This window comes from Paenibacillus sp. FSL R10-2734 (assembly GCF_037963865.1).
In the GTDB taxonomy this organism is placed as follows: Bacteria; Bacillota; Bacilli; order Paenibacillales; family Paenibacillaceae; genus Paenibacillus_AQ.
The window spans coordinates 6,682,499-6,704,842 of sequence record NZ_CP150170.1 but is presented as its reverse complement, the minus strand read 5'-3'; the positions used below and the strand labels follow the sequence as shown (position 1 = coordinate 6,704,842).

17 protein-coding genes are annotated in these 22,344 nt (G+C 41.6%); 16 read left to right on the top strand and 1 reads right to left on the bottom strand.

Annotation, left to right across the window (positions count from 1 at the left end; genetic code table 11):
• The first annotated feature begins 12 nt into the window (after positions 1-12).
• The 4 genes from NSS67_RS29135 to NSS67_RS29120 all read left to right on the top strand — a co-directional run bounded on the left by NSS67_RS29135 (position 13) and on the right by NSS67_RS29120 (position 4,444).
• Entirely contained in the window at positions 13-1,728 is a 1,716-nt protein-coding gene (locus NSS67_RS29135) for a methyl-accepting chemotaxis protein (RefSeq protein ID WP_339317252.1), read from the top strand.
• A gap of 278 nt (positions 1,729-2,006) precedes the next feature.
• Positions 2,007-2,984, top strand: a complete 978-nt coding sequence (locus tag NSS67_RS29130; RefSeq protein ID WP_339317251.1) for a ring-cleaving dioxygenase — start codon at positions 2,007-2,009, stop codon at positions 2,982-2,984.
• 17 nt (positions 2,985-3,001) lie between these two features.
• Positions 3,002-3,607 carry a flavin reductase family protein gene (locus NSS67_RS29125; protein WP_339317250.1) on the top strand — a complete coding sequence of 202 codons (606 nt, stop codon included), beginning with the start codon at positions 3,002-3,004 and terminating at the stop codon, positions 3,605-3,607.
• A 258-nt stretch (positions 3,608-3,865) separates the two neighbouring features.
• Positions 3,866-4,444 (top strand): hypothetical protein, encoded by a 579-nt coding sequence (locus tag NSS67_RS29120; RefSeq protein WP_339317249.1) that lies wholly within the window; start codon positions 3,866-3,868, stop codon positions 4,442-4,444.
• 203 nt (positions 4,445-4,647) lie between these two features.
• Here the strand turns inward: NSS67_RS29120 and NSS67_RS29115 are convergent, their stop codons facing one another.
• A complete protein-coding gene (locus NSS67_RS29115) occupies positions 4,648-5,187 on the bottom strand; it encodes an NADPH-dependent FMN reductase (RefSeq protein WP_339317248.1) in 540 nt (179 codons plus the stop codon).
• Positions 5,188-5,477: 290 nt separating this feature from the next.
• Between NSS67_RS29115 and NSS67_RS29110 the strand changes: the two genes are divergently transcribed.
• The 12 genes from NSS67_RS29110 to NSS67_RS29055 all read left to right on the top strand — a co-directional run bounded on the left by NSS67_RS29110 (position 5,478) and on the right by NSS67_RS29055 (position 22,312).
• Positions 5,478-5,930 carry a MarR family transcriptional regulator gene (locus NSS67_RS29110; protein WP_339317247.1) on the top strand — a complete coding sequence of 151 codons (453 nt, stop codon included), beginning with the start codon at positions 5,478-5,480 and terminating at the stop codon, positions 5,928-5,930.
• 11 nt (positions 5,931-5,941) lie between these two features.
• The gene (locus NSS67_RS29105) at positions 5,942-7,153 is read left to right on the top strand and encodes an MFS transporter (protein ID WP_339317246.1); all 1,212 of its coding nucleotides are present in this window, start codon (positions 5,942-5,944) and stop codon (positions 7,151-7,153) included.
• Between the two features lie 220 nt (positions 7,154-7,373).
• Positions 7,374-8,399, top strand: coding sequence for a LacI family DNA-binding transcriptional regulator (locus tag NSS67_RS29100; protein WP_339317245.1), 1,026 nt, complete (start codon positions 7,374-7,376; stop codon positions 8,397-8,399).
• Between the two features lie 225 nt (positions 8,400-8,624).
• A complete protein-coding gene (locus NSS67_RS29095) occupies positions 8,625-9,908 on the top strand; it encodes a sugar ABC transporter substrate-binding protein (protein ID WP_339317244.1) in 1,284 nt (427 codons plus the stop codon).
• A 112-nt stretch (positions 9,909-10,020) separates the two neighbouring features.
• On the top strand, positions 10,021-10,908 hold the full coding sequence (locus NSS67_RS29090; protein WP_339317243.1) for a sugar ABC transporter permease: 888 nt from the start codon (positions 10,021-10,023) through the stop codon (positions 10,906-10,908).
• Entirely contained in the window at positions 10,901-11,746 is an 846-nt protein-coding gene (locus NSS67_RS29085; RefSeq protein WP_339317242.1) for a carbohydrate ABC transporter permease, read from the top strand. The genes NSS67_RS29090 and NSS67_RS29085 overlap by 8 nt, the downstream gene beginning before the upstream one ends.
• A gap of 57 nt (positions 11,747-11,803) precedes the next feature.
• Positions 11,804-14,584 (top strand): beta-galactosidase, encoded by a 2,781-nt coding sequence (locus NSS67_RS29080; RefSeq protein WP_339317241.1) that lies wholly within the window; start codon positions 11,804-11,806, stop codon positions 14,582-14,584.
• Between the two features lie 71 nt (positions 14,585-14,655).
• Positions 14,656-16,065: a glycoside hydrolase gene (locus NSS67_RS29075; protein WP_339317240.1), complete on the top strand. Its 1,410-nt coding sequence runs from the start codon at positions 14,656-14,658 to the stop codon at positions 16,063-16,065.
• Between the two features lie 17 nt (positions 16,066-16,082).
• Positions 16,083-18,818, top strand: coding sequence for a beta-galactosidase (locus tag NSS67_RS29070; RefSeq protein WP_339317239.1), 2,736 nt, complete (start codon positions 16,083-16,085; stop codon positions 18,816-18,818).
• 231 nt (positions 18,819-19,049) lie between these two features.
• Positions 19,050-20,819, top strand: a complete 1,770-nt coding sequence (locus NSS67_RS29065; RefSeq protein WP_339317238.1) for a M3 family oligoendopeptidase — start codon at positions 19,050-19,052, stop codon at positions 20,817-20,819.
• A gap of 152 nt (positions 20,820-20,971) precedes the next feature.
• Entirely contained in the window at positions 20,972-21,502 is a 531-nt protein-coding gene (locus tag NSS67_RS29060) for a GNAT family protein (RefSeq protein WP_339317237.1), read from the top strand.
• A 78-nt stretch (positions 21,503-21,580) separates the two neighbouring features.
• Entirely contained in the window at positions 21,581-22,312 is a 732-nt protein-coding gene (locus tag NSS67_RS29055) for a ZIP family metal transporter (protein ID WP_339317236.1), read from the top strand.
• Positions 22,313-22,344 lie beyond the last annotated feature (32 nt).

Here is a 22,344-nt window from a genome sequence, read left to right as displayed (position 1 = left end):
GGAGTGCAAAGCATGAGGAAAATGAGAAATTGGACTATCGTAGGTAAAATTACTGTTACTAATTCAATATTACTGATAGGTGCCCTGATCATTGCGATCGTTGGTAGTATTTATTTCGACAAAATGTATACAAACTCCAGAAGTATGTATAAAAATGATCTTACATCAGTCTATATACTTGGTAAGTTTGAGGCAAACCTTCAGGAGATCGGAAGTTTAACCAATAAAATGATTGCTAGTCATGATCCTACTAAATTGAAAGAGAATCATCAGCAAATTCTTGACCTTCAGGCTAATGATAAAGAACTCATCAACCAGTTTGAAGGAATACGTTCCCTTCCAGGCGAAAAAGAAATTTTTGATGATGTTGTATCACTAACGAAACAATATCAGGAAGTTCAGCAACCAATGCTTGAAAAGATGCTCAAAACACCAACATATGATCCTGATGGAGAAGTCTTAAGTCTTGAGGCGTTTAATACGAAACGACTTGATGAACTTAGCACACTAGTTGAAATGAACTTAGGCAACGCTCAACATGAAGATGTTCAGAATAAGAAGCTATATGAAAAAGGACTTACGATCAATATCGTTATTGCCTTTCTCGTTATCCTGATTTCAATCTTTTCATATTTGTCCTTGAGAAGATATTTCTCACGAGCAGTAACCACTATCCTGAACTTTTCAGAGGCGTTTGGTCGAGGAGATCTGACTCAAAGAGCTAAGTTGGATGCCGAAGACGAATTTGGTCAAATCGTGAAGTCGCTTAATCATTCGGCAGAGCAAGTACAAACCATTGTGGCTAGTGCATCTTCTTCAGCGCAAGAATTAGGTGCACTTAGCGAAGAATTATCTGCAACGGTTGAGGAAGTAAATGCTACAATGGATCAAATTTATAATTCCTCGCAAGAGGTTGCTTCTGGAAGTGAATCTTTAAGCGCAACAACAGAAGAGGTAAATGCAACGGTGCAAGAGATTATCTCCAATGCAGATATGCTGAGTGATAAGGCGGGAGTAGCACTAAACACCTCGGAGGGAATTTTGGTACAGGCAGCTTCTGCGAAGGAAAAGGCTGTAGCGTCGATTCAATATGCGACAAGCTTGTATGCCGAGAAACAGAATTCCATTAGGCAAGCGATTGAAGCAGGGAAAGTTGTTAATGAAGTAAGTGCGATGGCCGGGTATATTTCAGAGATTGCAGCCCAAACGAACCTGTTGTCCTTGAATGCTTCTATTGAAGCGGCAAGAGCTGGAGATGAGGGGAGAGGATTTGCTGTGGTTGCTAATGAAGTACGCAAACTTGCTATACAGTCAGAGGAATCAGTGGTTAAAATTCAGAAAATGACTCTGTTAGTGGAAGATGCTTTTGAGAATGTGTCCTCTCAATCACAAGCGTTACTGGATTTTATCGATTCAACTGTTATAAGTGATTACGAGAGTTTCGAGCAAGTAAGTATGCAATATAAAAATGATGCCGATATGTTTCATGAGATCACAGGTGAAATGGTATCTTCAATGCAAGGACTGAAGTTATCAATGGCAGAGGTAGATGATGCGATGACGAGTGTTGCCGTAGTATCTCAACAATCTGCAGATAATGTAAGTGGCATTCGAAATCATATTTCAGATACATTAAAAGCGTTTGAAGATGTGGCTGCTTCTTCTGAGCACCAGGCGAATATTGCGGAAATGATGAATGAGACGGTTGGGAAATTTGTGATCGAGTAAGAACCAAAACAGAACAGCCTTGTTCATTATGTCTCTTAACATATTGAACAAGGCTGTTCTGCTTATCTTTTATAGTGATCTGTTGACAAGAACAAAGGTGTGTGTTAAATTTATCTTAAGTTAAAGATAATTAATGTAAAGATAATTGTGAAGCATAGGATCAAATGTTGGGAAGAAATTTTTTTGGTTAATATCTTAACATTAAGATATTTCAATTAAACTTTCTTATCTAGGGAATTATATTACAAAATCAAACTAAACTTTAGGAGTGTATAATCATGAGAAATTTAAAAGGGATTCACCACGTTACAGCCATCACAAGCAGCGCAGAAAAAAATTACGAGTTCTTTACTTACGTATTAGGAATGCGTCTAGTGAAGAAGACAGTCAACCAAGACGATATTCAAACGTATCACTTGTTTTTTGCAGATGATAAGGGCAGTGCCGGAACGGATATGACGTTCTTTGACTTCCCTAACATTCCTAAAGGTGTACACGGAACCAATGAGATTGCCAAGACATCCTTCCGGGTACCAACAGATGCTGCATTAGACTACTGGGTAAATCGTTTTGATCGCCTTGAAGTGAAGCATAACGGAATTAAAGAGCAGTTTGGCAAAAAGACATTATCATTTGTAGATTTTGATGACCAACATTATCAACTCATCTCAGATGAATTTAATGAAGGTGTTGCATCAGGTACACCATGGCAAAAAGGGCCGATTCCTTTAGAGTTTGCGATAACTGGCTTAGGACCGATCTTTATACGAATTGCTGATTTCAATTACTTCAAAGAAGTTTTGGAAAGAGTCATGTTGTTCAAAGAAATCGGTCAAGAAGATGCTTATCATTTGTTTGAAGTCGGAGAGGGCGGAAATGGCGCGCAAATTATTGTAGAGCATAATGAGGACTTGCCGAACTCGCGTCAAGGCTTTGGTACTGTTCACCATGCTGCTTTCCGTGTAGAAGATCGTGCGATGCTAGATGAATGGACAGAGCGCTTTGAAGGCTTCGGGTTCCAAACCTCTGGGTATGTGGATCGTCATTTCTTCGAGTCGCTCTATACACGTGTTGCCCCGCAAATCTTGTTTGAGCTTGCGACAGACGGACCTGGATTTATGGGAGATGAGGAATACGAAACGGTTGGAGAGAAGCTTTCATTGCCACCATTCCTGGAGCCTAAACGTGAGCAAATTGAGAAGTTAGTACGCCCTATAGATACCGTAAGAAGTACGATCGATTTCGTAAAAGAGTGAAGAGGGAGCTGGGGAGATTGATTTCGATTGATCCAAAGCACAATAGTGAGCGGGAAAATTATAAATTATTAATTGGTACTGTAATTCCTAGGCCCATTGCCTTTGTTACAACACAATCAGCAGCAGGCATCTTGAATGGTGCACCGTTTAGCTATTTTAATATCGTCTCAGCTAATCCTCCGATGGTTTCACTGTCTATTCAAAGACCAGCGGGGCGTTTAAAAGATACAGCGCGTAATATTTATGACAATCATGAGTTTGTTGTGCATATTGTGGATGATGAGAATGTTGAGAGAATCAATCAAACCGCTGCCTCATTACCGGCAACAGAAAGCGAGATTGAACTAGCGAATCTTACACCGGTCCAAAGTAATTGTGTAGCTGTGCCTGGCGTATTAGAAGCGAAGGTTCGTATGGAATGCAAGCTAGTACAAGCGATTCCTCTAGGGGGAGAAGAACCTGGGAGTGACTTATTCATCGGCGAAATTGTTCAGTTTCACATCGCTGAATCGATCTATCAGGAGGGGCGGATTGACCCGAGAAGTCTAAATGCTGTGAGCCGTTTGGCGGGATCAAATTACGCAACACTTGGTGAGATGTTTTCAATAGAAAGACCGGAATAAACCAATACAGAATAGACCTGTTCAGTATGTGATGATACATACGAGGCAGGTCTATTTTTTTATAAGAAAGTATAGTTTCACGCAGTTCAACCCTTTTCAAAATATTTCTTTTCGGCAACTTTATCCGAGAAAATACTACTAAATCTCCTATTTCCTATTTTTTCCTACTGATCTATACTTTGAATTGTTCCCAAGTAACAATAGTCGACTTGAATAGAGGAAGGTGACCCAATTTTTATTGAAGCGATTAATCAAGCTATGCACATGTATGATGACGGTTTTCTCAAGATCGATAAAGTCGAGCATACAGAGAATGAGATGTATCTGACCTTATCCTTGTATAAGGAGGTATTTGGTCAAACTGCGGGAAGATACCATCAATGGCTAATTACATGCAAAGGAGTCCAGGAGAGCAGTCTTAATCTGCAGAACCCATCTTTTTATCTGGAGCTTCACCAGGATCATCCGGTACTGTTTAAATACCAAAAACCCTTCTTCATGATTATGGGTCCCGAACACATTTATAAGAACGAGAAAATTTATGGGAAATTATTCGTCGAATTGCACTCGTTTGCGCAAAATTATGGCTCTAAAGAATTCGCTGCTGAATTTTTGCCCGATTTAGAAACCTTTACTGATCATCTTATTTGTTTTTGCGCTGGTCCCCAAGAAATTTTGGATATCTACGCCCGTGTTCTCGAAGCTGAATCACTTCAAGTAACTACTTTTCCGTATGGGCGCACTCATAGCGATACCGGTCAGGAACAAATTTTATTATTCCACCCTTCTCAGTACATTGTAGCAGAGAGCTTCGAAGTGAATTTAATAGAGACGTAAATAATACTGGACAAATATATAGGGATGGAGATCTCATACGTTTAAAAGAAGAGCGGTTCAAATTATCAGTTTAATGAAATAAGACGATTTTAATGTTACCAGACACACAAAAAATACACCCCCTAGAATGGACCGGACAAACCATAGGTTTATCCAATGTCTATTCCAAGAGGTGTATTTCATAATATCAACGCAGGTTAATCTTAACGAAGAGTCTTGAGCGCACCGCTCCAAGCCAATACTTGATCAAGCATGCCATTAACATTGGTAAGGTGCAGATCCGCTGGTTTGAACACAGATCCGTTCTCGAAATCAGTAAACAGGGACAGGGCAGGATGTACACGAACGTCTGCTACAGACAGTTCTCCCAAGATTCCACGTAAATGTTCAGCTGCACGAGCGCCGCCTACGGAACCATAACTTACGATACCCGCTGCTTTGTTGTTCCAAGCTTCACGTGCATAATCGAGTGCATTTTTCAGTGATGCAGAAATACTGTGGTTGTATTCTTGAACGATAAATACGAAACCGTCTAACTCAGCAAGCTTTGTATTCCAAGCAGTCGCTTGTTCAGTGGCATCTACTTCACCCATTAGTGGAAGCTTGAAGTCCGCGATATCTACGATCTCATAATTAGCATCTCCACGTGCATCTGCAACCTTTTTAACCCATTCTCCTACTTGTGGGCTTAAACGCCCTTGACGAGTACTTCCCAAGATAATTCCGATGTTTAATTTTGACATTGTTTGTTCCTCCTCGATTTTTGTTCTACCAAATAGTTTGTCTAGAAATCCCATGAATTACACAACCTTCAATCAAATAATCTTAAGAGTGCTATGCTCTAGTTGTCTTTAAGTTAAGTATCTTTAACATGAGATAATAATACCTGATTAAGTTTACTTTGTCAAGCAACTTAATAATAGTTAGTTTATAATTTTGTATCACCTTTACAAATTTAGTTGTTAGGAATACAATTGTCTAAGCAACTAATTATCGAGAAGATAATAAGAAGATGATGAGAAGGGGTTTACTCATGACGACAAAGCATAACCAATCCGAACTTTCGTTAGGATTTATGATGGGAACTACTTATCGTAAATTAAGCGCGTTATTTCAAAATTGGCTAAGAGAGTATGATATAACACCAGAGCAATGGTCAGTCCTTTTTCAAGTCGACAGAACGGAAGGGCTAATTCAGAAGGACATCGCGGAGCGTTCGGGTAAGGATAAACCAACTACGACGCGAATTCTGGACCACTTGGAGGGAAAAGGACTGATCTATAAAAGAACCGGGGAGAAAGATCGACGTTCTTTTAAAGTTTATATTACGGAAAAAGGAAGAGCTCTGATTAAGGAAACCTTTCCTATCGAGGGTCAGGTAACAGATGAGATTAGGAACTGTATTTCCAGTGATGAATATGAGCTGCTTATGGAGCTTCTTCTAAGAATAAACAATCATATAGATCAAATAAATGATGGAGAGTAGGAACGTAAGTGATGTCAGACCAACAAGAACCGCGTACGAAACTTTGGACCAAATCTTTTATTGCTTTAACGATTAGTGCTTTATTAGTATTTATGAATTTACAGATGCTGCTATCTTCATTTCCGTCTTACGTAAAAGGAGAATTTCAAGTCGGAGATATTATGGTCAGCCTAGTTACTAGCGTATTCGCATTATCTGCAATTGCCTCGCGTTTTATGACTGCTTTTCTGATGCGGAAGGTTAGTCGTAATGTATTATTATATATTGGTTTAGCTATTGCAGCGGCCATAACCGGAGTTTATGTTGTAGCAGATTCAATCGGGTCGCTGTTGCTGATGCGAGTAGGCTATGGGATTGGATTTGGGATCGCCAGCACGATTATTCCAACGATTGTATCACAGATTATTCCTAGCAAAAGAATGGGTGAAGGCATAGGCTATTTCGGCTTATCTACCAGTCTTGCGATGTCAATTGGTCCTATGATTGGCTTAAACGTAATGAAGCAATCGGGGTTCGGAACACTGGCTATGGTTGGAACGTTCACCTTGCTTCTTGCATTTCCAGTTCTATTCTTCTCACGTTCGCTTCCAGCGGTGCCGAAAAAACAGCTTAGTGCACGATCCAATGAATCATCTAAACCGCTCAAGGTTCCTTTTAATACACAGTTAATATTGCCTGCAATACTGAATGTCATGCTCGCGATTACCTACGGGGGATTACTTAGCTTTATCGCTTTGTTCGGCGAATCAGTACATTTAGAGCAAGTAGGTTTGTTCTTCTTATTTAACGCGATTACGATCATCATTATTAGACCTATTTCCGGCAGATTATTTGATAAAAGAGGACCTGCAGCTGTTCTGATTCCCGCAGCGGTTTGTGTTGTCGCGAGCTTAACGGTACTCTCGTATACGACATCCATGCCAATGCTCATCCTATCCGCACTGCTGTATGGACTCGGGTTTGGAGCCATCCAGCCTACTATACAGGCTTGGATGCTTCGGACCTCAACACCAGCACAATATGGCATGGCGAACAGTATGTTTTATAACTCAACAGATTTAGGGGTAGCCAGTGGGGCTATTATTCTTGGAATGATATCGGCGGCATCCGATTATGGGATAATGTATCGTTATTCAGCTGGGTTTATGGTGTTGTTCCTTGCCGTGTATATTGTGATTCAGTTCAACAAGAATAGAAACAATACTACTGCCATAAGCCAATAAGGTATCTTTTGGGTTTAAGCTAATCTTTAGGTACTATTCATATCGTTTTAAGCTAAGGGGGTTATAGTAATCACATAACCCCCTTAAATATAGACCTTGGCCCTGCCGGATGTTGGCAGGGTCCTTTTTTTGTCCTTAAACGAGCTTTAATGTAATCCGTTTCATAAAATCGGATCTTCTGTTATTATTGAAATTAATAATAGGATAAGGAATGAAATCCATGAAAACAATCACTATTTATGATATAGCAAGAGAAGCACAAGTTTCAGTTGCGACTGTTTCTCGTGTGCTTAATGATACGGCTCCTGTAAAGGCAAGTACCAGGGATACGATTATGAGAGTCATAGAGAAGTACCAATTCCAGCCTAACGCGTTAGCCCGAAGCCTGCTCAAAAAAGAAACTGGTACTATCGCTATGATACTTCCAGATATAACTAACCCATTCTTTCCAGAGGTATTCTGGGGTGCCGAAAATATTGCCAGAGATAAAGGGTATACCTTCTTCCTATGTAATACTGCTGGGCAATACAGTCGAGAATCTGAGTATTTGAGCATTCTCCGAGAAAAAAGAGTGGATGGTATTATCTTTTTGGGTGGTAGGATTAACTTGGTTAATTGTCCCCCTGAGTTATCACAGGAGGTTATTGAACTATCGAGGCACGTACCTATCGTGCTTGTTAACGGTAATTTGCCGAAAAGCAATCTTCATCGAATCTATACGGATGAAGCGGCAGGCGCGGCGCTTGCCACACAACATTTGCTTGATTTAGGACATAAGAATATTGGGTTTATTGGTGGAATGGATGACACCTCAACTACTCAAGTTAAGATAAAATCCGTTAAGAAAACACTAAAGGAACACGGGTTAGAACTCCGTAAAGAATGGCTGAAATCTGGAGAGTTTTCAGTAAATGGTGGTAGAGAATTAATGAATCAAATACTGGATCTGAAGGATAGACCAACTGCTGTATTATGCGTGAATGATCTCACAGCAATAGGTGCTATTAAGGCAACTATTGAGCATGGTCTTCGTATTCCAGAAGATATTTCTATTGTTGGATTCGATGACTCCCCTTTGTCTACTGCGGTTAATCCCGAGTTAACTACGGTTTCTCAGAACACCAATCAGCTGGGGGAACTTGCGGTAGAGACGTTACACCAGATTATTAACGGTAAGAATCCAAGAAAACAGATAATATTAAAGCCGCAATTGGTAGTTAGAAAGAGTACGGGAGTGAGGAAATAAAAATTGACGCGTCATATTGACAGCTTAAAAAGGTGGGAATATAATAAACCCAAGGCTCATGAAACCCCTTTCATTAATGGTATTATAAAGTAAGAGAGACCCGGTGAGATTGCGGGTATTCTTTTTTATCATTAATGAAACCCATTACATGAAACGCGTTTCATTAATTTTTAAGCCCAGACTAGTTATGAAAATTAGGGGAGGTAGAAGAAAATTAAGAACAAAATGACTATGTTAATGGTGTTTATGCTTCTTATCGGCAGTGTTCTCTCAGGATGTGGCGGTAACAGTAGTAATACAGAAAATGATTCATCAAGCAGTACAGGGAATGCAGTTAGTGATAAAAAGGTTGAGCTGACGTTAACGATGTGGGGTTCTGAGGAAGATAAGAAAGTGATGGAGCAACGGCTTGAAATTGCTAATAAAACTAATCCGAATATAAAAGTTAATGTTCTACTTGTTGCAGGTGATTATGATCAGAAAGTTCAAACCATGATTGCAGGTGGAACTCCACCGGATATTATGATGATTGCCGAGAATTATCAAGTGTACGCAAGTAAGAATCAGATTATCCCTCTTGATGATCTGATTGCTTCCAACAATGTAGATATGAAAGAAAGATACAGTGATGATATTGCAAGCATCATGAACTATGATGGCAAGCAATATGGCATGCTTGACCGTGCTGGTGCAATGGTAGTGTTTTATAACAAAGATCTTTTTGATAAGGCTGGTGTTGCTTACCCTTCTGGGGAATGGACCCAAAAAGATATGCTTGATGCAGCTCAAAAGCTAACTGTTAAAGAAGGAGACAAGACGGTTCAGTGGGGTTACTATCCGGGGTCTTGGTGGCCACAATGGATGCAGCTTGTTTATCAAAACGGTGGTTCACTATTCGATGATAGTAACAAACCTACCTTTGATACTCAGGAAGTTCGCGATGCCCTTCAACTCTTGAATGATATGAGCTTCAAATATGGAACTTCACCGACACCTGTTGAAATTGCCGATATGGGCAATATTGGTGCAGATCCGTTGTTCGCTCAAGGAAAGATTGCTATGGAAACAACGGGTTTCTGGAATATCGGCTCACTATCCAAAGTTGAGGGAATTAATTGGGAGATTGCTCCTGTGTGGGGGGAGACGAATGCCTTCTTTAACGGGCTTACAATCACAATGGATTCCAAGCACCAGGACGCAGCATTTAAAGTGATAGCTGCGCTGACAACACTGGATGCTCAAATGCCAATCATTAAAAGTGGCCAGGATGCTCCAGCTACGAAGGCTGCACTTTCGAGTGACGCATTTGTCAATGCAGAATACGGCGGTAAAAAGATAAACATGAATGCCTTTAGCGATTCCAAACTGTATAAACAACCACTTAATCCAAAGTGGAACGAAATGATGAAGGTCATTGATGATAAGCTCGGTCCTTACTTCTCCAATAAAGTAGCGCTTGACGATACAGTCAAACAAATTCAGCAAGGACTGGAAAAGCTCTATAAATAAAAGAGCAGTTGTCGAGTTGAAATTCACTTGGGCAAGGGATTGGCTGTTATGGCTGATCCCTGCTCTTACTTAAAGTGAAATTTATTTTAGAAGTAAAAGTGGAGGTGCTCTTATGAAAAACAAGGATGGACGATGGTTTTATCTTTTTATCTCCCCATGGTTAATTGGTTTTATAGCTTTGACTTTAGGGCCGATTCTGTTCTCTATTTATATGAGCTTTACAGACTGGGATTTATTTCAGTCCGCCAATTTTATTGGCATTGATAATTATAAAAACCTACTAACGGATGATCCTATCTTTTGGAAGTCTCTATGGAATACATTTTATTATTCATTTATTGCCGTTCCCTTGGGAATGTCTATCTCACTCTGGATTGCCTACTATTTGAATAAGAAGCTAAAAGGAATCACCTTCTTCCGGGTGCTCTATTATTTGCCTTCGGTAGTTCCGGTTGTAGCTGCTTCATTGCTGTTCATTCAATTGTTCGCTCCGACTGAGGGGCTGATTAATCAAGGGCTTGCGCTATTTGGTATTCAGGGTCCGGCATGGCTGCTTGATGCCAACTGGGTGAAACTTGCTCTCGTTGTAATGTCGCTGTGGGGAGTTGGTGGAGGGGTGGTACTACTTCTCGCTGGAATGAAAGGAATACCGCCGGAACTTTATGAGGCTTCAGCTATTGATGGGGCATCAAGTAAACAAAGTTTTTTTTCCATTACCTTTCCAATGCTTACTCCTGTAATTTTCTTCAATCTGGTTACGGGTATTATCGGGGCTCTTCAGACTTTCGCTCAGGTCTTTATCGTAACTTCGGGAGGTCCAGATAACGCAAGTCAGATGGTAGTTCCTTATCTGTTCCAGAATGCATTCCGGTTCTATAAAATGGGCTATGCCTCTGCTATTGCTTGGGTATTATTCATTATTATTCTCTTGCTTACACTTATTGTTTTTCGCTCATCTGCTTTATGGGTGCATTACGAGGAGGGAAAAGAAAATGGCTAGAATATCCTTGATGGAAAAGGGTGTATCCTATGTGATTTTATGCGCAGTAGGGATTCTGCTCTTCGCCCCATTCATATATATGCTATCAATTGCGTTTGCCAGCGATGCAACAACAGTGAAGGTAGCCTTTACATTTATTCCGCTTGAATTTACTTTTGAGAATTTTACAAAGGTGTTCACGAACTATCATCTAGGTACATATTTGAAAAATAGTGTGATCATCACGTTCTGGACTGTAATCGGGTCTGTGGCATCAGCTTCTTTCGTGTCCTACGGCTTTGCCCGACTGAAAGCAAAGGGCAGCGGAATTATATTTGTAATATTGCTGAGCACGATGATGATTCCCGGTGAAGTCACAATGGTTCCACAATTTATTATTTATAAGGAACTGGGATGGGTCAATACGTTCCTGCCACTGATAGTGCCTAGTTTTTTTGCAGGAGCCTATAATGTCTTTTTGATCCGACAATTCATAATGGCCATACCTAGATCCCTTGATGAAGCAGCGATGATTGACGGAATGGGACATTTCGGCATCTATTCCAAGATTATTCTGCCTATGACATTTCCTATTCTGTCAGCAATCGCTATTTTCTCCTTCTCCTATAACTGGGGAAACTTCATGGGCCCGTTGATTTATATTAATGACCCTGAGAAGACACCTCTGGCACTTGGAGTGCAACTGATAAGTACAGCATCAGGAGGGCAAATGCCTCCATGGAATATGGTGATGGTCGCTTCACTATTTCTGACGATTCCCATGATTATAGTCTATATGCTTGGACAGAGATTTGTGTATGAAGCAAATATCAGCGGCGGGAGTAGCGGCATTAAGTAACTAGACTCGGGGGTGTTGAAAATCAACAGTACTGTTGAAACAAATAGCAAGGTGGAAGTGAGTAACAAGGGATGGACTATTGAAGGTCGGCCGGAAATTATCCTATGTGCTTCTCTTTTCTATTTTCGTATTCCTATGGAGCAATGGAGTAAGAGAATGCAGCAAGTTAAGGATGCGGGCTATAACGCGATAGATGTGTATTTTCCCTGGAATTATCATGAGCAGGAACGCGGTGAATGGGACTTCAAGGAAGAAAAGAATATCTCGCAATTTCTAGAAATCGCTAAAGAAAAAGGGTTGTGGGTGATTGCCCGTCCGGGACCCTATATCTGTTCGGAATGGGATGGCGGAGCATTGCCAGCATATTTGCTTGCGATCGATGGGCTTCGCTTACGAGATAATAATTCTTTATTTTTGAATGAGGTTTCCCGCTGGTTTGCACAGATTATGCCTATTCTCAAGAAATATGAACTGGGTGTACAAGGAACGGTCATAGGCATTCAATTGGATAACGAACTGGATTTCTATAACTGCAAAGATCCGAATGGCTATATATCTGCTCTACGTGATTTGGCACTGCAATATAAGGTGAGCGTTCCCCTATTTGCATGCGCGGGGCAAGGGAATTTGTATAGAGCTACCGGTAATGCCGAAGGTGTAATGCCGACATGCAACTTTTATCCGAATGATATGGACGCAGATTTTGAAGATCGGGTAGTGGCTTATTACAATGACCTGAAGGATAGAAATTATCCGTTGTCTGTGACAGAAACGAATCGTTCACATTTCTTACTACGCAGACTACTTGGAAGTGGGGCGAAACTGTTAGGGCCGTATCTTCAAGTCTCAGGAACCAATTTTGGATTCAACAACGCCATCAATAACTGGGGTGATCCGCTTGCATTATTGACCTCAGATTATGATTTCCATGGAATGATTACACCCTATGGTGAACAACGTCCGGAGTACTATGAAGGTCGGCTACTCTCAGGCTTGCTTCGAACATTTGGTAGCTCGCTTGCTTTAGCAGAGCCAGTTCCGAGCTTTATAAAGATAAAAACAAGTCTGCAGGAAAACGCTGGTATGCGCTATTTATTGAAATTGGTAGGTGGGGGCTATTTGATATCACTGCCTAATGTAGAGGGGCACACCGGAACGGTATCTATTCAGGGAGAAGGAAGTGTATTCCCGTTATACACTGAGCTTTCGATTGCCTCAGGTAGTTGCCCTATTCTGCCCTTTAAAATACCGCTGGCTATGTGGGGAGCTAGAGGAACTCTAGTATACTCCACGGCAGAATTGTTCGAAGTCCAAGAAAATCATAGCGAGACCATACTTGTTTTTTGTTCCGATGGGACAGCTGAGGTTTGCTTTGATTTCCAAGACACAGTTGAAGTAATCTCTGTCGGTGTTGAAGTTCGCCGGAATGGCAATACAACCATCCTAAACTCCGGGTCTGCGGAAGCTAAGGTTCAGCTTCGCGATGTGGATGGGAGAAAGCTACAAGTCATCATTTTACAGCGTAAGCAGGCAAAGCAGCTTAAAGTGATACAGGATGACGGAGAATTACAGTATTATGTTGAGCAGAAAGAAGGATTTGAACAAGAGGATATTAAGGGTTTGAGCTGGTATATATCTCCTGCATTTAATGAGAGGACACTTGGCAAGGAGCATTTGGAAGCTGTTCCTATGTATTTGGAGAAGTTGGGGATTAACCGTGGCTTTGCCTGGTACGAGGCGAAGCTTTCCTTGGCAGAAGAGAACGAAGTTGTTAAGGGGATATGGCTTCAGAATGCTTCGGACATTGTAAGTATTTATGCTAATGGGAAATATGAAGGGACAGTTATTTCGGGCGGAAGCAGTAAATATATTCCTTTTAGCGAAGGGATGGCTAAGCTGGAAAGCTGTGAACTTCGCGCAGAAATATGGGGACATACAAATTTTGATGATATTTTGCTTCCTTCATTGCAACAATCATCAATGAAGGGCTTGAAGAGCGTTGTTGCAGTTGCACATGAATCAAACTGGAATCACAATTGGAGGTTTCGTCCATGCAGTAGATTAAGTGAAGAGCACACGCTGCCTGAACCAAGCGAGCATTCCCACGACTGTGGCGTTATTGATTGGGGAAGCTGGATATTTACCGGAAAAGTGGAAACGGGCCTGTATACAAAAGAGTTTACTTCGTCAAATCAATTAAATTGCAGTTATATTATTCATTTTAATGGTATTCAGGTAAGGGCTGTTGTTTTTGTGAATAAGTTGCTAGCTGGTGAAGTCAGTCTGGCCGATCCTTATTTTGATCTTACTCCTTTTATTGTTCCGGGAAAAACAGTTGAAATTACACTTTATCTGGAACGGCAATTCCGTCAGTCAGCAGGCTCCATATCGCTCCTCAAGGGGCATCAGATGAACGATTGGACACTTTACAGCGCTGAGGAACGACAGCTTTGGGAAGATGCGGAAGAGTCTTTTAAAGTCTCAAATCAGCAGGAAGGTCCTCTTGAAATGTCTCCAGGAGAAGTACTATGGCTGCAGAGTGAGTGGAATGAGGAGAGTGAAATAAACGACCGGGTGGTTCAAATAGTTGGTTCTAATGCTAAACTAACTGCTTTTTACAATGGGCGGATTGTGAGTAGAATTTGGCTACCATGCACAGGGGACCAACCTGTGATGAGCGGAGGTTCGCAAGAAAAGATATATCTGCCGGGTGTTTGGTTAAGAAAGGGAACGAATCGATTCTCTTTGCTTATTGAGGCCATTCAGTCGGGCCATCGTGCAGTTATATCGTCTATAGGATTTAAGCGGGCTTATATAAAGTGGAATAGCGGCAAATGAGAAGACCTAAACATTTAGGATTGCTGATAAGCCTTAGCATAATAGTGATTACAGCAGGAGTATGGGGAGGAATGAAGTTGAATCAATCTCAAGATAATAAAGCACTCACAACTTTGAGTCTAGATAGTGATGCCATCCAAGTTCGACCAGAAGAGGGATATGACGGCTTTGAGGGCTGGGGAACTTCACTTGCTTGGTGGGCGAATGTACTCGGACAATGGTCGGATCAAAAGAAACTAGATGAAGTAATGGATCTGGTGTTCGATGCGGAAAAGGGTCTTGGACTGAATATCGTACGTTACAATATCGGTGGCGGAGAAGATCCACATATTGAGAATAATACATTGCGCCCTGGAGGGGATGTCCCAGGCTTTAAGCCTGAGAAGGGGAAATGGGATTGGGACGCTGACGCAGGTCAACGAACAGTTCTACTTGGTGCATTACAACGCGGAGCAACGATAGCTGAAGCATTCTCCAATTCACCGCCATACTGGATGACTGTTAGCGGGTCCGTCACAGGTGCTGTTGATGGAGGAAATAACCTGAAGGATGAGTATTTTGATGAATTTTCTGATTATTTAACCGAGGTAGTTAAGCAATACAAGGAAAGATGGGGAGTGACGTTCCAGACACTTAACCCTCTTAATGAACCAGCTTCGAATTGGTGGAAGAAGGGAAATATTCAAGAGGGTAGTCATTTTAGTGTGGATAAGCAAATGGAAATCATTCAAAAAGTTGCTGAGTCACTTCAGTCCAAAGGAATTACGGATACCGTAATCAGTGGACCTGATGAGAATAGCGTTGATGAAACGGTTGATATGCTTGAGGGTTACGATGAAGCAACGTTAAACCGTTTGTCTCAGATTAATACACATTCTTATAATGGAGCCAAGCTTGAGGAGCTCCGCGACTTCGCGCAACAGAACGGTAAGAAGCTATGGATGTCTGAATATGGAACAGGAGGGAGTGAACCGCATAATCATCAGGATATGAGCAGTGTACTGGAACTAGCTGAACGTATTACTTATGATTTGCGAATGCTCCAACCCGCCGCATGGATTTATTGGCAGGCCATTGAGGATGAGAGTGCAAATAATAACTGGGGATTTATTCATTCTGAATTTTCAGAAGAAGCCAATTACGAATTGACAAAACAATATTATGCAATGGCTAACTTTAGCCGGTTCATCCGTCCGGATTCACGAATTATACCGACAAATGATGGGCGCACAGTGGCAGCATACAATGAAGTCACGCAGCAGCTTACTCTAGTTATTAGAAACGAGCAATCGGATAAAGAAATAACCTATGATTTAACTCCATTTGAGTTGAACAGCACAATTGCAGCGGTTTATCGGACATCAGCTTCCGCTAATTTGGAAGAAACTGAATTGCCATTATACAAAAACGGATTACAAATAAATGTGGAGCAACAGTCGGTTACGACAATTGTAATTTCGAGTGTTCGATTGAAAGAATAGAAAGAGGTGTGGAGAGAATGACTGTCAATTACAATGCAAAAAGCTACACCATTAATGGAGAGCAAGTTTTTATCAATAGTGCGGCCATCCACTATTTCCGCATGCCTAGAGAAGAATGGCGCGAAGTTCTGGTGAAGGCAAAGTTAGCAGGCATGAACTGTGTGGATACCTATTTTGCCTGGAATGTACATGAGCCACAGGAGGGTGAGTGGAATTTCGAAGGGGATCAGGATTGTGGTGCATTTCTTGATTTATGTGCTGAGTTGGGATTATGGGTAATTGCCCGCCCCGGCCCCTTCATTTGTGCAGAGTGGGACTTCGGAGGATTCCCATGGTGGCTAAATAACAAAAAAGGAATTGAATTCAGAACCTTTAACAAACCTTATCTGGATGGTGTCGATCTTTATTTTGATGCAATTGTCCCAATTATTCGCGATCGCCAGATTGACAACGGAGGCACGGTAATCCTTGTTCAGGTAGAGAACGAATATGGTTATCTGGTCGATGATGATGCTGCAGCAGAATATATGAATTACTTAAGAGATGGCTTGATCCGTCGGGGAATCGCGGTGCCGCTGATTACTTGTGTAGGTGGCGCGGAAGGCACAATCGAAGGTGCCAACTTCTGGTCGAATGCCGACCAGCACTATGAGAATTTGCATCTTAAACAGCCGGAGATGCCTAAGATCGTTACCGAATTTTGGACCGGATGGTTTGAGCATTGGGGAGCACAAGCTGCAACGCAGAAAACTGCCAATATTTATGAAAAGAGAACAATGGAGATACTGCGTGCTGGATATAGCGGGATCAGTCATTATATGTTCTATGGAGGTACCAATTTTGGAAGTTACGGAGGGAGAACGGTAGGTGCAAGCGATATTTTTATGGTCACGTCTTATGATTATGATGCCCCATTAAATGAGTACGGCAGAGTGACCAAAAAATATGCTGTAGCCAAGAAACTAGCATATTATACTCTAGCGATAAAAGGTCTGCTATTGAATTCGGTAGAAGGAACAAATGCTGTAACTCAAGTAAGTGAAGGCTTTACGGTTCGTTATAAAGAGTGGGGAAGTCAGCGGATCTGGTTTGTAGAGAGTGGCAAGGAGGAGAGGGAAAATACATTTCTTACCTTGTCCAGTGGTAGAACGATTCCTGTGAATGTGAATCCAAGAGCGATCATGCCAGTTCTCGAACGTTTTGAGGTTGTTCCTGATGTTTTCTTAACCTGCAACTCCTATCTGCTCTGCAATGAGGAACTAGACGGAATTCATACATTAATTGTAGCTGCAGATAATGGAGCTCGTTCTTGGATTGAGATAGAATCGGAACAGTCGATCCAATGGACTGGACAGCGACCGCAGCTGATGGAGCTGAGTAGTGACGATAAGAAGTTGACGCTGGACAGCTTTCATTTTGAGGAGATGCAAGCGATTTCTCTCATTATTGGTGGGAAGCAATTCAGACTTATATTAGTGAACGGGGAAATGGCTGATGCTAGCTGGCGTTTGGAGGATCAGTCAGGCATACGCTGGGCTCTAGGATATGCTGATATGGATATCGCTGAAGATGGTGAAATAAAAGCTGTATTAAATGGTAGTGAATCAAATATTATTCATTTAGGTGACTGGGCTGTACAGGCAGTTGAAGAGGAAGAGACCTCACCATATATACATTTTGAGAAGCCGGTGTTAAGTCTGAACGCCTCATCAGTGGTAAGTTTCTTACCTACTGCCAGTTATAAATCCGGAGATACACCAGTTGATTTCTCTGCTATGGAGAAGCCGTTTGGGCATCTGCTGTACACCTGTGAACTCAAGCAGGGACCTGAAGAAGTCAGAACGCTGGTGATTCCCAAAGTACAGGACAGCTTTAGAGTATATGTAAACGGAGAAGAACAACAGATGGTTCGTCAACTGGGAGCATCTTGTATACAGCTGAGACTGAAGCCCGATCAGACTAACCATTTGCAGTTGCTTGTTCAAAATATGGGTAGATTGAACTTTTCTCCTTTCCTGGGAGAGTTTAAGGGTATTCAAGGCCCTGTATTTCTGGATGGAGCTGCTGTTGACCTTCGTGAACAATGGCAGTGTGAGGGCAACTATATTGAACTAGGACAGCTTTGTGTCATTGACTCAGGTACTGTTATGCGACGGACCTTTACTTTGCAAGATCAGGATCGCGCCATTCTGGTAGGGGCAATGAGCGGAAAGTTGAAAATTAATGGACAGCTAATTGAAATTAGTGGATTTCAGGATTGGTTTATGTTCCATACACTCGATATATCCGCGTATGTTCAGGAAGGTGTTAACGAGATCGAAATGTACTATCATAAATCTCCAATAGATCGTCTGGAGCTTATCACCTACCATTCAAAGACTGAGCTTGGCGGATGGCATACTTATGATCTTAATTTACTTGATCGAGTATTAGTTCATAATAAAGGGCTGATTAAAGGGCCAGTCTGGCATACATTGCATTTTTCAAGACTCATTCTTCCAGAAGCTGTCCATGCCAAACTTAAGCTTCGGTTAACGGGAATGAGTAAAGGGTATGTGAAACTGAACGGCATCGACCTTGGACGTTACTGGAATATCGGACCGCAAGAGGATTATAAAATTCCGATGGCTTGGTTGCAGGAGGTCAATGAACTTGAAATATTTGATGAAGAGGGCAGAGAGCCATCCGCAGTGAAGTTAATCTATGATAACCAGTCTAATAGAAGATGGATACCTATCGGACCATTAGATTAAGCCAATCTTTATCTACTATTCATATTCTTTTAAGCTAAGAGGGTTATAGTAATCACATAACCCCCTTATAATATAAACCTTGATCCTGCCGGACGTTGGCAGGATCCTTTTTTTGTGATTAGCTCCCACCCGAGAGCATAGGCAGTATAGCATTATACAGATTTTCTCCGCTAAGGACGGTATAATGAAGAAATCTGAAGATGGGCAAAGAAGTAGAGGAGAGATTCACGAATGAATATGACCTGGAATTTGGACTGCTTATACCCCTCTTTTGAATCGGAGAAGCTAAGTGGGGATCGCAAGCTACTGAGCCAACATATACAAGATTTAAAAATATGGGCTGACGGCAATCTGAAACGTAAGGATGTTTCCGCTGTTGCGATCGAGAACTTTCTAAGACTATACAATGATTATAAAGGCGTATATATATGTTTATTAGCTTATGCAGAGCTAACGCTTAGTGCGGATAATAACAGTGAGGAAGCTATGAATCTTGTTGATGATATTGAGAATGCAAATTCAGAGATTACTGGAGTAGTTGTGGGATTTAAGCGCTGGGTTAGTATTTGTGAACATTTAGATATGCTTATCGCCAGCTCACCTTACCTAATGGAACATCAATTCTATTTGAATGAACTATTATTACAATCCCGTTATGAGTTAAGTGAAGAAGTCGAAGTGGCTATCGCCAGAATGCAGAGCACGGGGTCCAAAGCATGGAGTAGGCTCTATATGGAAAAAATTTCGAGTACACTTGCAGATATCGTGGTGGAAGGTGAATCCAGACAAGTTACACTTGCAGAGCTAAAAAGTATGGCCTACGAGAATAATGCTACATTAAGAAAAGCAGCTTATGAAGCTGAGGTTGAAGCCTACAGTCGGATTGCTGATGTCTCTGCGGCCTGTTTGAATGGAATAAGTGGTGAGGCACTAACGATTTATGGCATGCGGGGATATAAATCATCTCTGGAAAAGGTGCTAGCATCTTCAAGAATGGACAGAGAAACGTTATCGGCTATGCTCGTTGCCCTTAAGGAAAGTCTTCCATCGTTTCATACTTATTATCAAAAGAAAGCTGATCTGTTAGGTCATTCTGGAAATTTACCCTTTTATGATATTTTCGCACCTGTAGGGGCAGAGAATGGGAGAATTACATATTCTGACGCAAAAGACACAATCGTCGCCAGCTTCGCAACTTTTAGTGAGGAATTGACTTGTTTTGCCCAAAAGGCTTTTGATCAACAATGGATTGACGCAGAACCGAGAGCAGGAAAAGGAGGCTATGGGCTTTGCATTGATATTTTTCCGATTGGGGAGAGTAGAATCATGACCCAGTTCACTGGAAATGCCATGGATATTAGCATCCTTGCCCATGAGCTCGGTCATGCGTATCATAGTTCTTGTCTGGCGAATGAAACGATGTTGAACACAGATTATCCGATACCGATTGCTGAAACGGCCTCGATCTTTTGCGAGACCATTGTGAATCAGACACTAATTGCTAGTTCTAACGAGAAGGAAGCACTACTTATTTTGGAGAGAAGTATTTCGGATGCGGGTTATTATCTTGTAGACTTCTATGCCCGTTATTTATTCGAGCTTAAACTATATGAGAGAAGAGCATCGGGACCTCTACCTGTTCAGGAGCTAAACGAATTGATGCGTGCGTGTATGGCGGAAGCTTATGGTGGGAGTATTGATCTTGATACGATCCATCCGTATATGTGGATGAACAAGATTGGATATTTTATCGCCGGTAATGAATTCTTGAACTTCCCTTATTCATTCGGTCTACTATTCTCTAAAGGGCTGTACGCGGAATATTTAAATAGAGGCAAGGATTTTGTCGCCCGTTATCACCAGTTCCTAAGTGCTACTAGCAAGCATGATATTGTTGATGTAGCGAAGACTATGGATGTAGATGTTCACTCCATCGATTTCTGGAGAAGTGCTTTGAAGCTAATTGAGGATGATATAGCAGCGTTTATCAACGTTATGTAGGTAGATAAGTTGAAGTTGTCTATATGTCATTGTAGTAAATGGTGATAAATTCACTTTGGATTGCTTCTGACAAGAGAATTGGGATATGATTTATAAAAATTAGAGACCATTATATAGATATTCATCTGTATGGTAAGAAGGAGGTTGTGATCTTGGATGTCCGTCTATTGAATTCTACCGATGCGGAGATTTACCGGAACATTCGTCTACAGTCTCTACGGGAACATCCTGAAGCTTTCTTGAGCAGCTATGAAGCGGAAAAAGAAATGCCGATAGAGACAACACGGAGCAGACTGAACCTAAGCGAAGAACGGTTTACGCTGGGTGGTTTCACTGAAAATGGTGAATTGGTGGGTGTGGTAACTTTTATCCGTGAGAGCAGATCAAAGATCCAGCATAAAGGAAATGTAGTGGGAATGTATGTGGACCAGAAAGTTCGGGGACAGCGGGTAGGGCAAGCTCTGATGAAGGAACTGATCACAAGAGCAGCAGAGCTTCCGGGCTTGGAGATACTTAATCTCTCCGTAGTGTCCAGCAATATTCCAGCGAAAAGACTCTATGAGTCGCTTGGATTCACTCTTTATGGGACAGAACGAAATGCGATGAAGCTGGAGGACAGCTATCTGGATGAGGACTTTATGAGCTTGGCGCTGAATTTGTATAATGAAGAAACTGTAAGGTAGTTTTAAATAGGGAGTTATAATTATTTTTCATTCATCATATGTTGGTCTATCCGACTTGTACCAAAAGGAGTTGAAGGTTTGGAAACTGCGCTTTTAGGCAGCTTTGTATCGGCAATGGCTACGGTTCTTGGAGCATTTCCGATTCTGTTCGTGAAGCGGTTATCTGAGAAATGGAAGGACGTTCTCGTTGCTTTTACAGCAGGTATTATGGTATCTGCTTCCACATTTGGACTCATGCCGCAAGCGATTAAAGAATCGGGGATTATCGCTTTAACCTTGGGCCTGGTTACAGGAGTGCTGCTTCTCGATTTAATTGAAAAAAACATCCCGCATATCGACGTGGAGAATAAACCGGGATATACAAATATGGATTCGAAGGCGCTGCTCGTTTTGATTGCGCTGTTCATTCACAACATACCCGAAGGGCTCAGTACGGGGTTCAGTTATGCCAGCGAACAGGCCAGTCTGGGGCCTACCGTGGCCATTGCCATTGGTGCACAAAATATGCCGGAAGGATTGATTCTTGCAGTCTTTCTCATGAATTCGCGAACAAGCAAGCTAAAGGCCTTGGGAATCGTTACGCTTACCGGCCTAATGGAGATGGTCTCTGCGGTTGTTGGGTATTTTACAGCCAGTTACCTACAGAATATAGTGGGCTATGGTCTCGCTTTTGCAGCTGGAGCTATGTTATTCATCGTTTACAAGGAGCTTATTCCGGAGAGTCATGGTCATGGTTATGAACGGCCTTCGACGTATTCGTTTATCTTTGGATTATTAATAATGGTGTATATCACACAGATTTTTGGGTGAGTATGAAAAAAACGGCCAATGAAGTGCCAGAG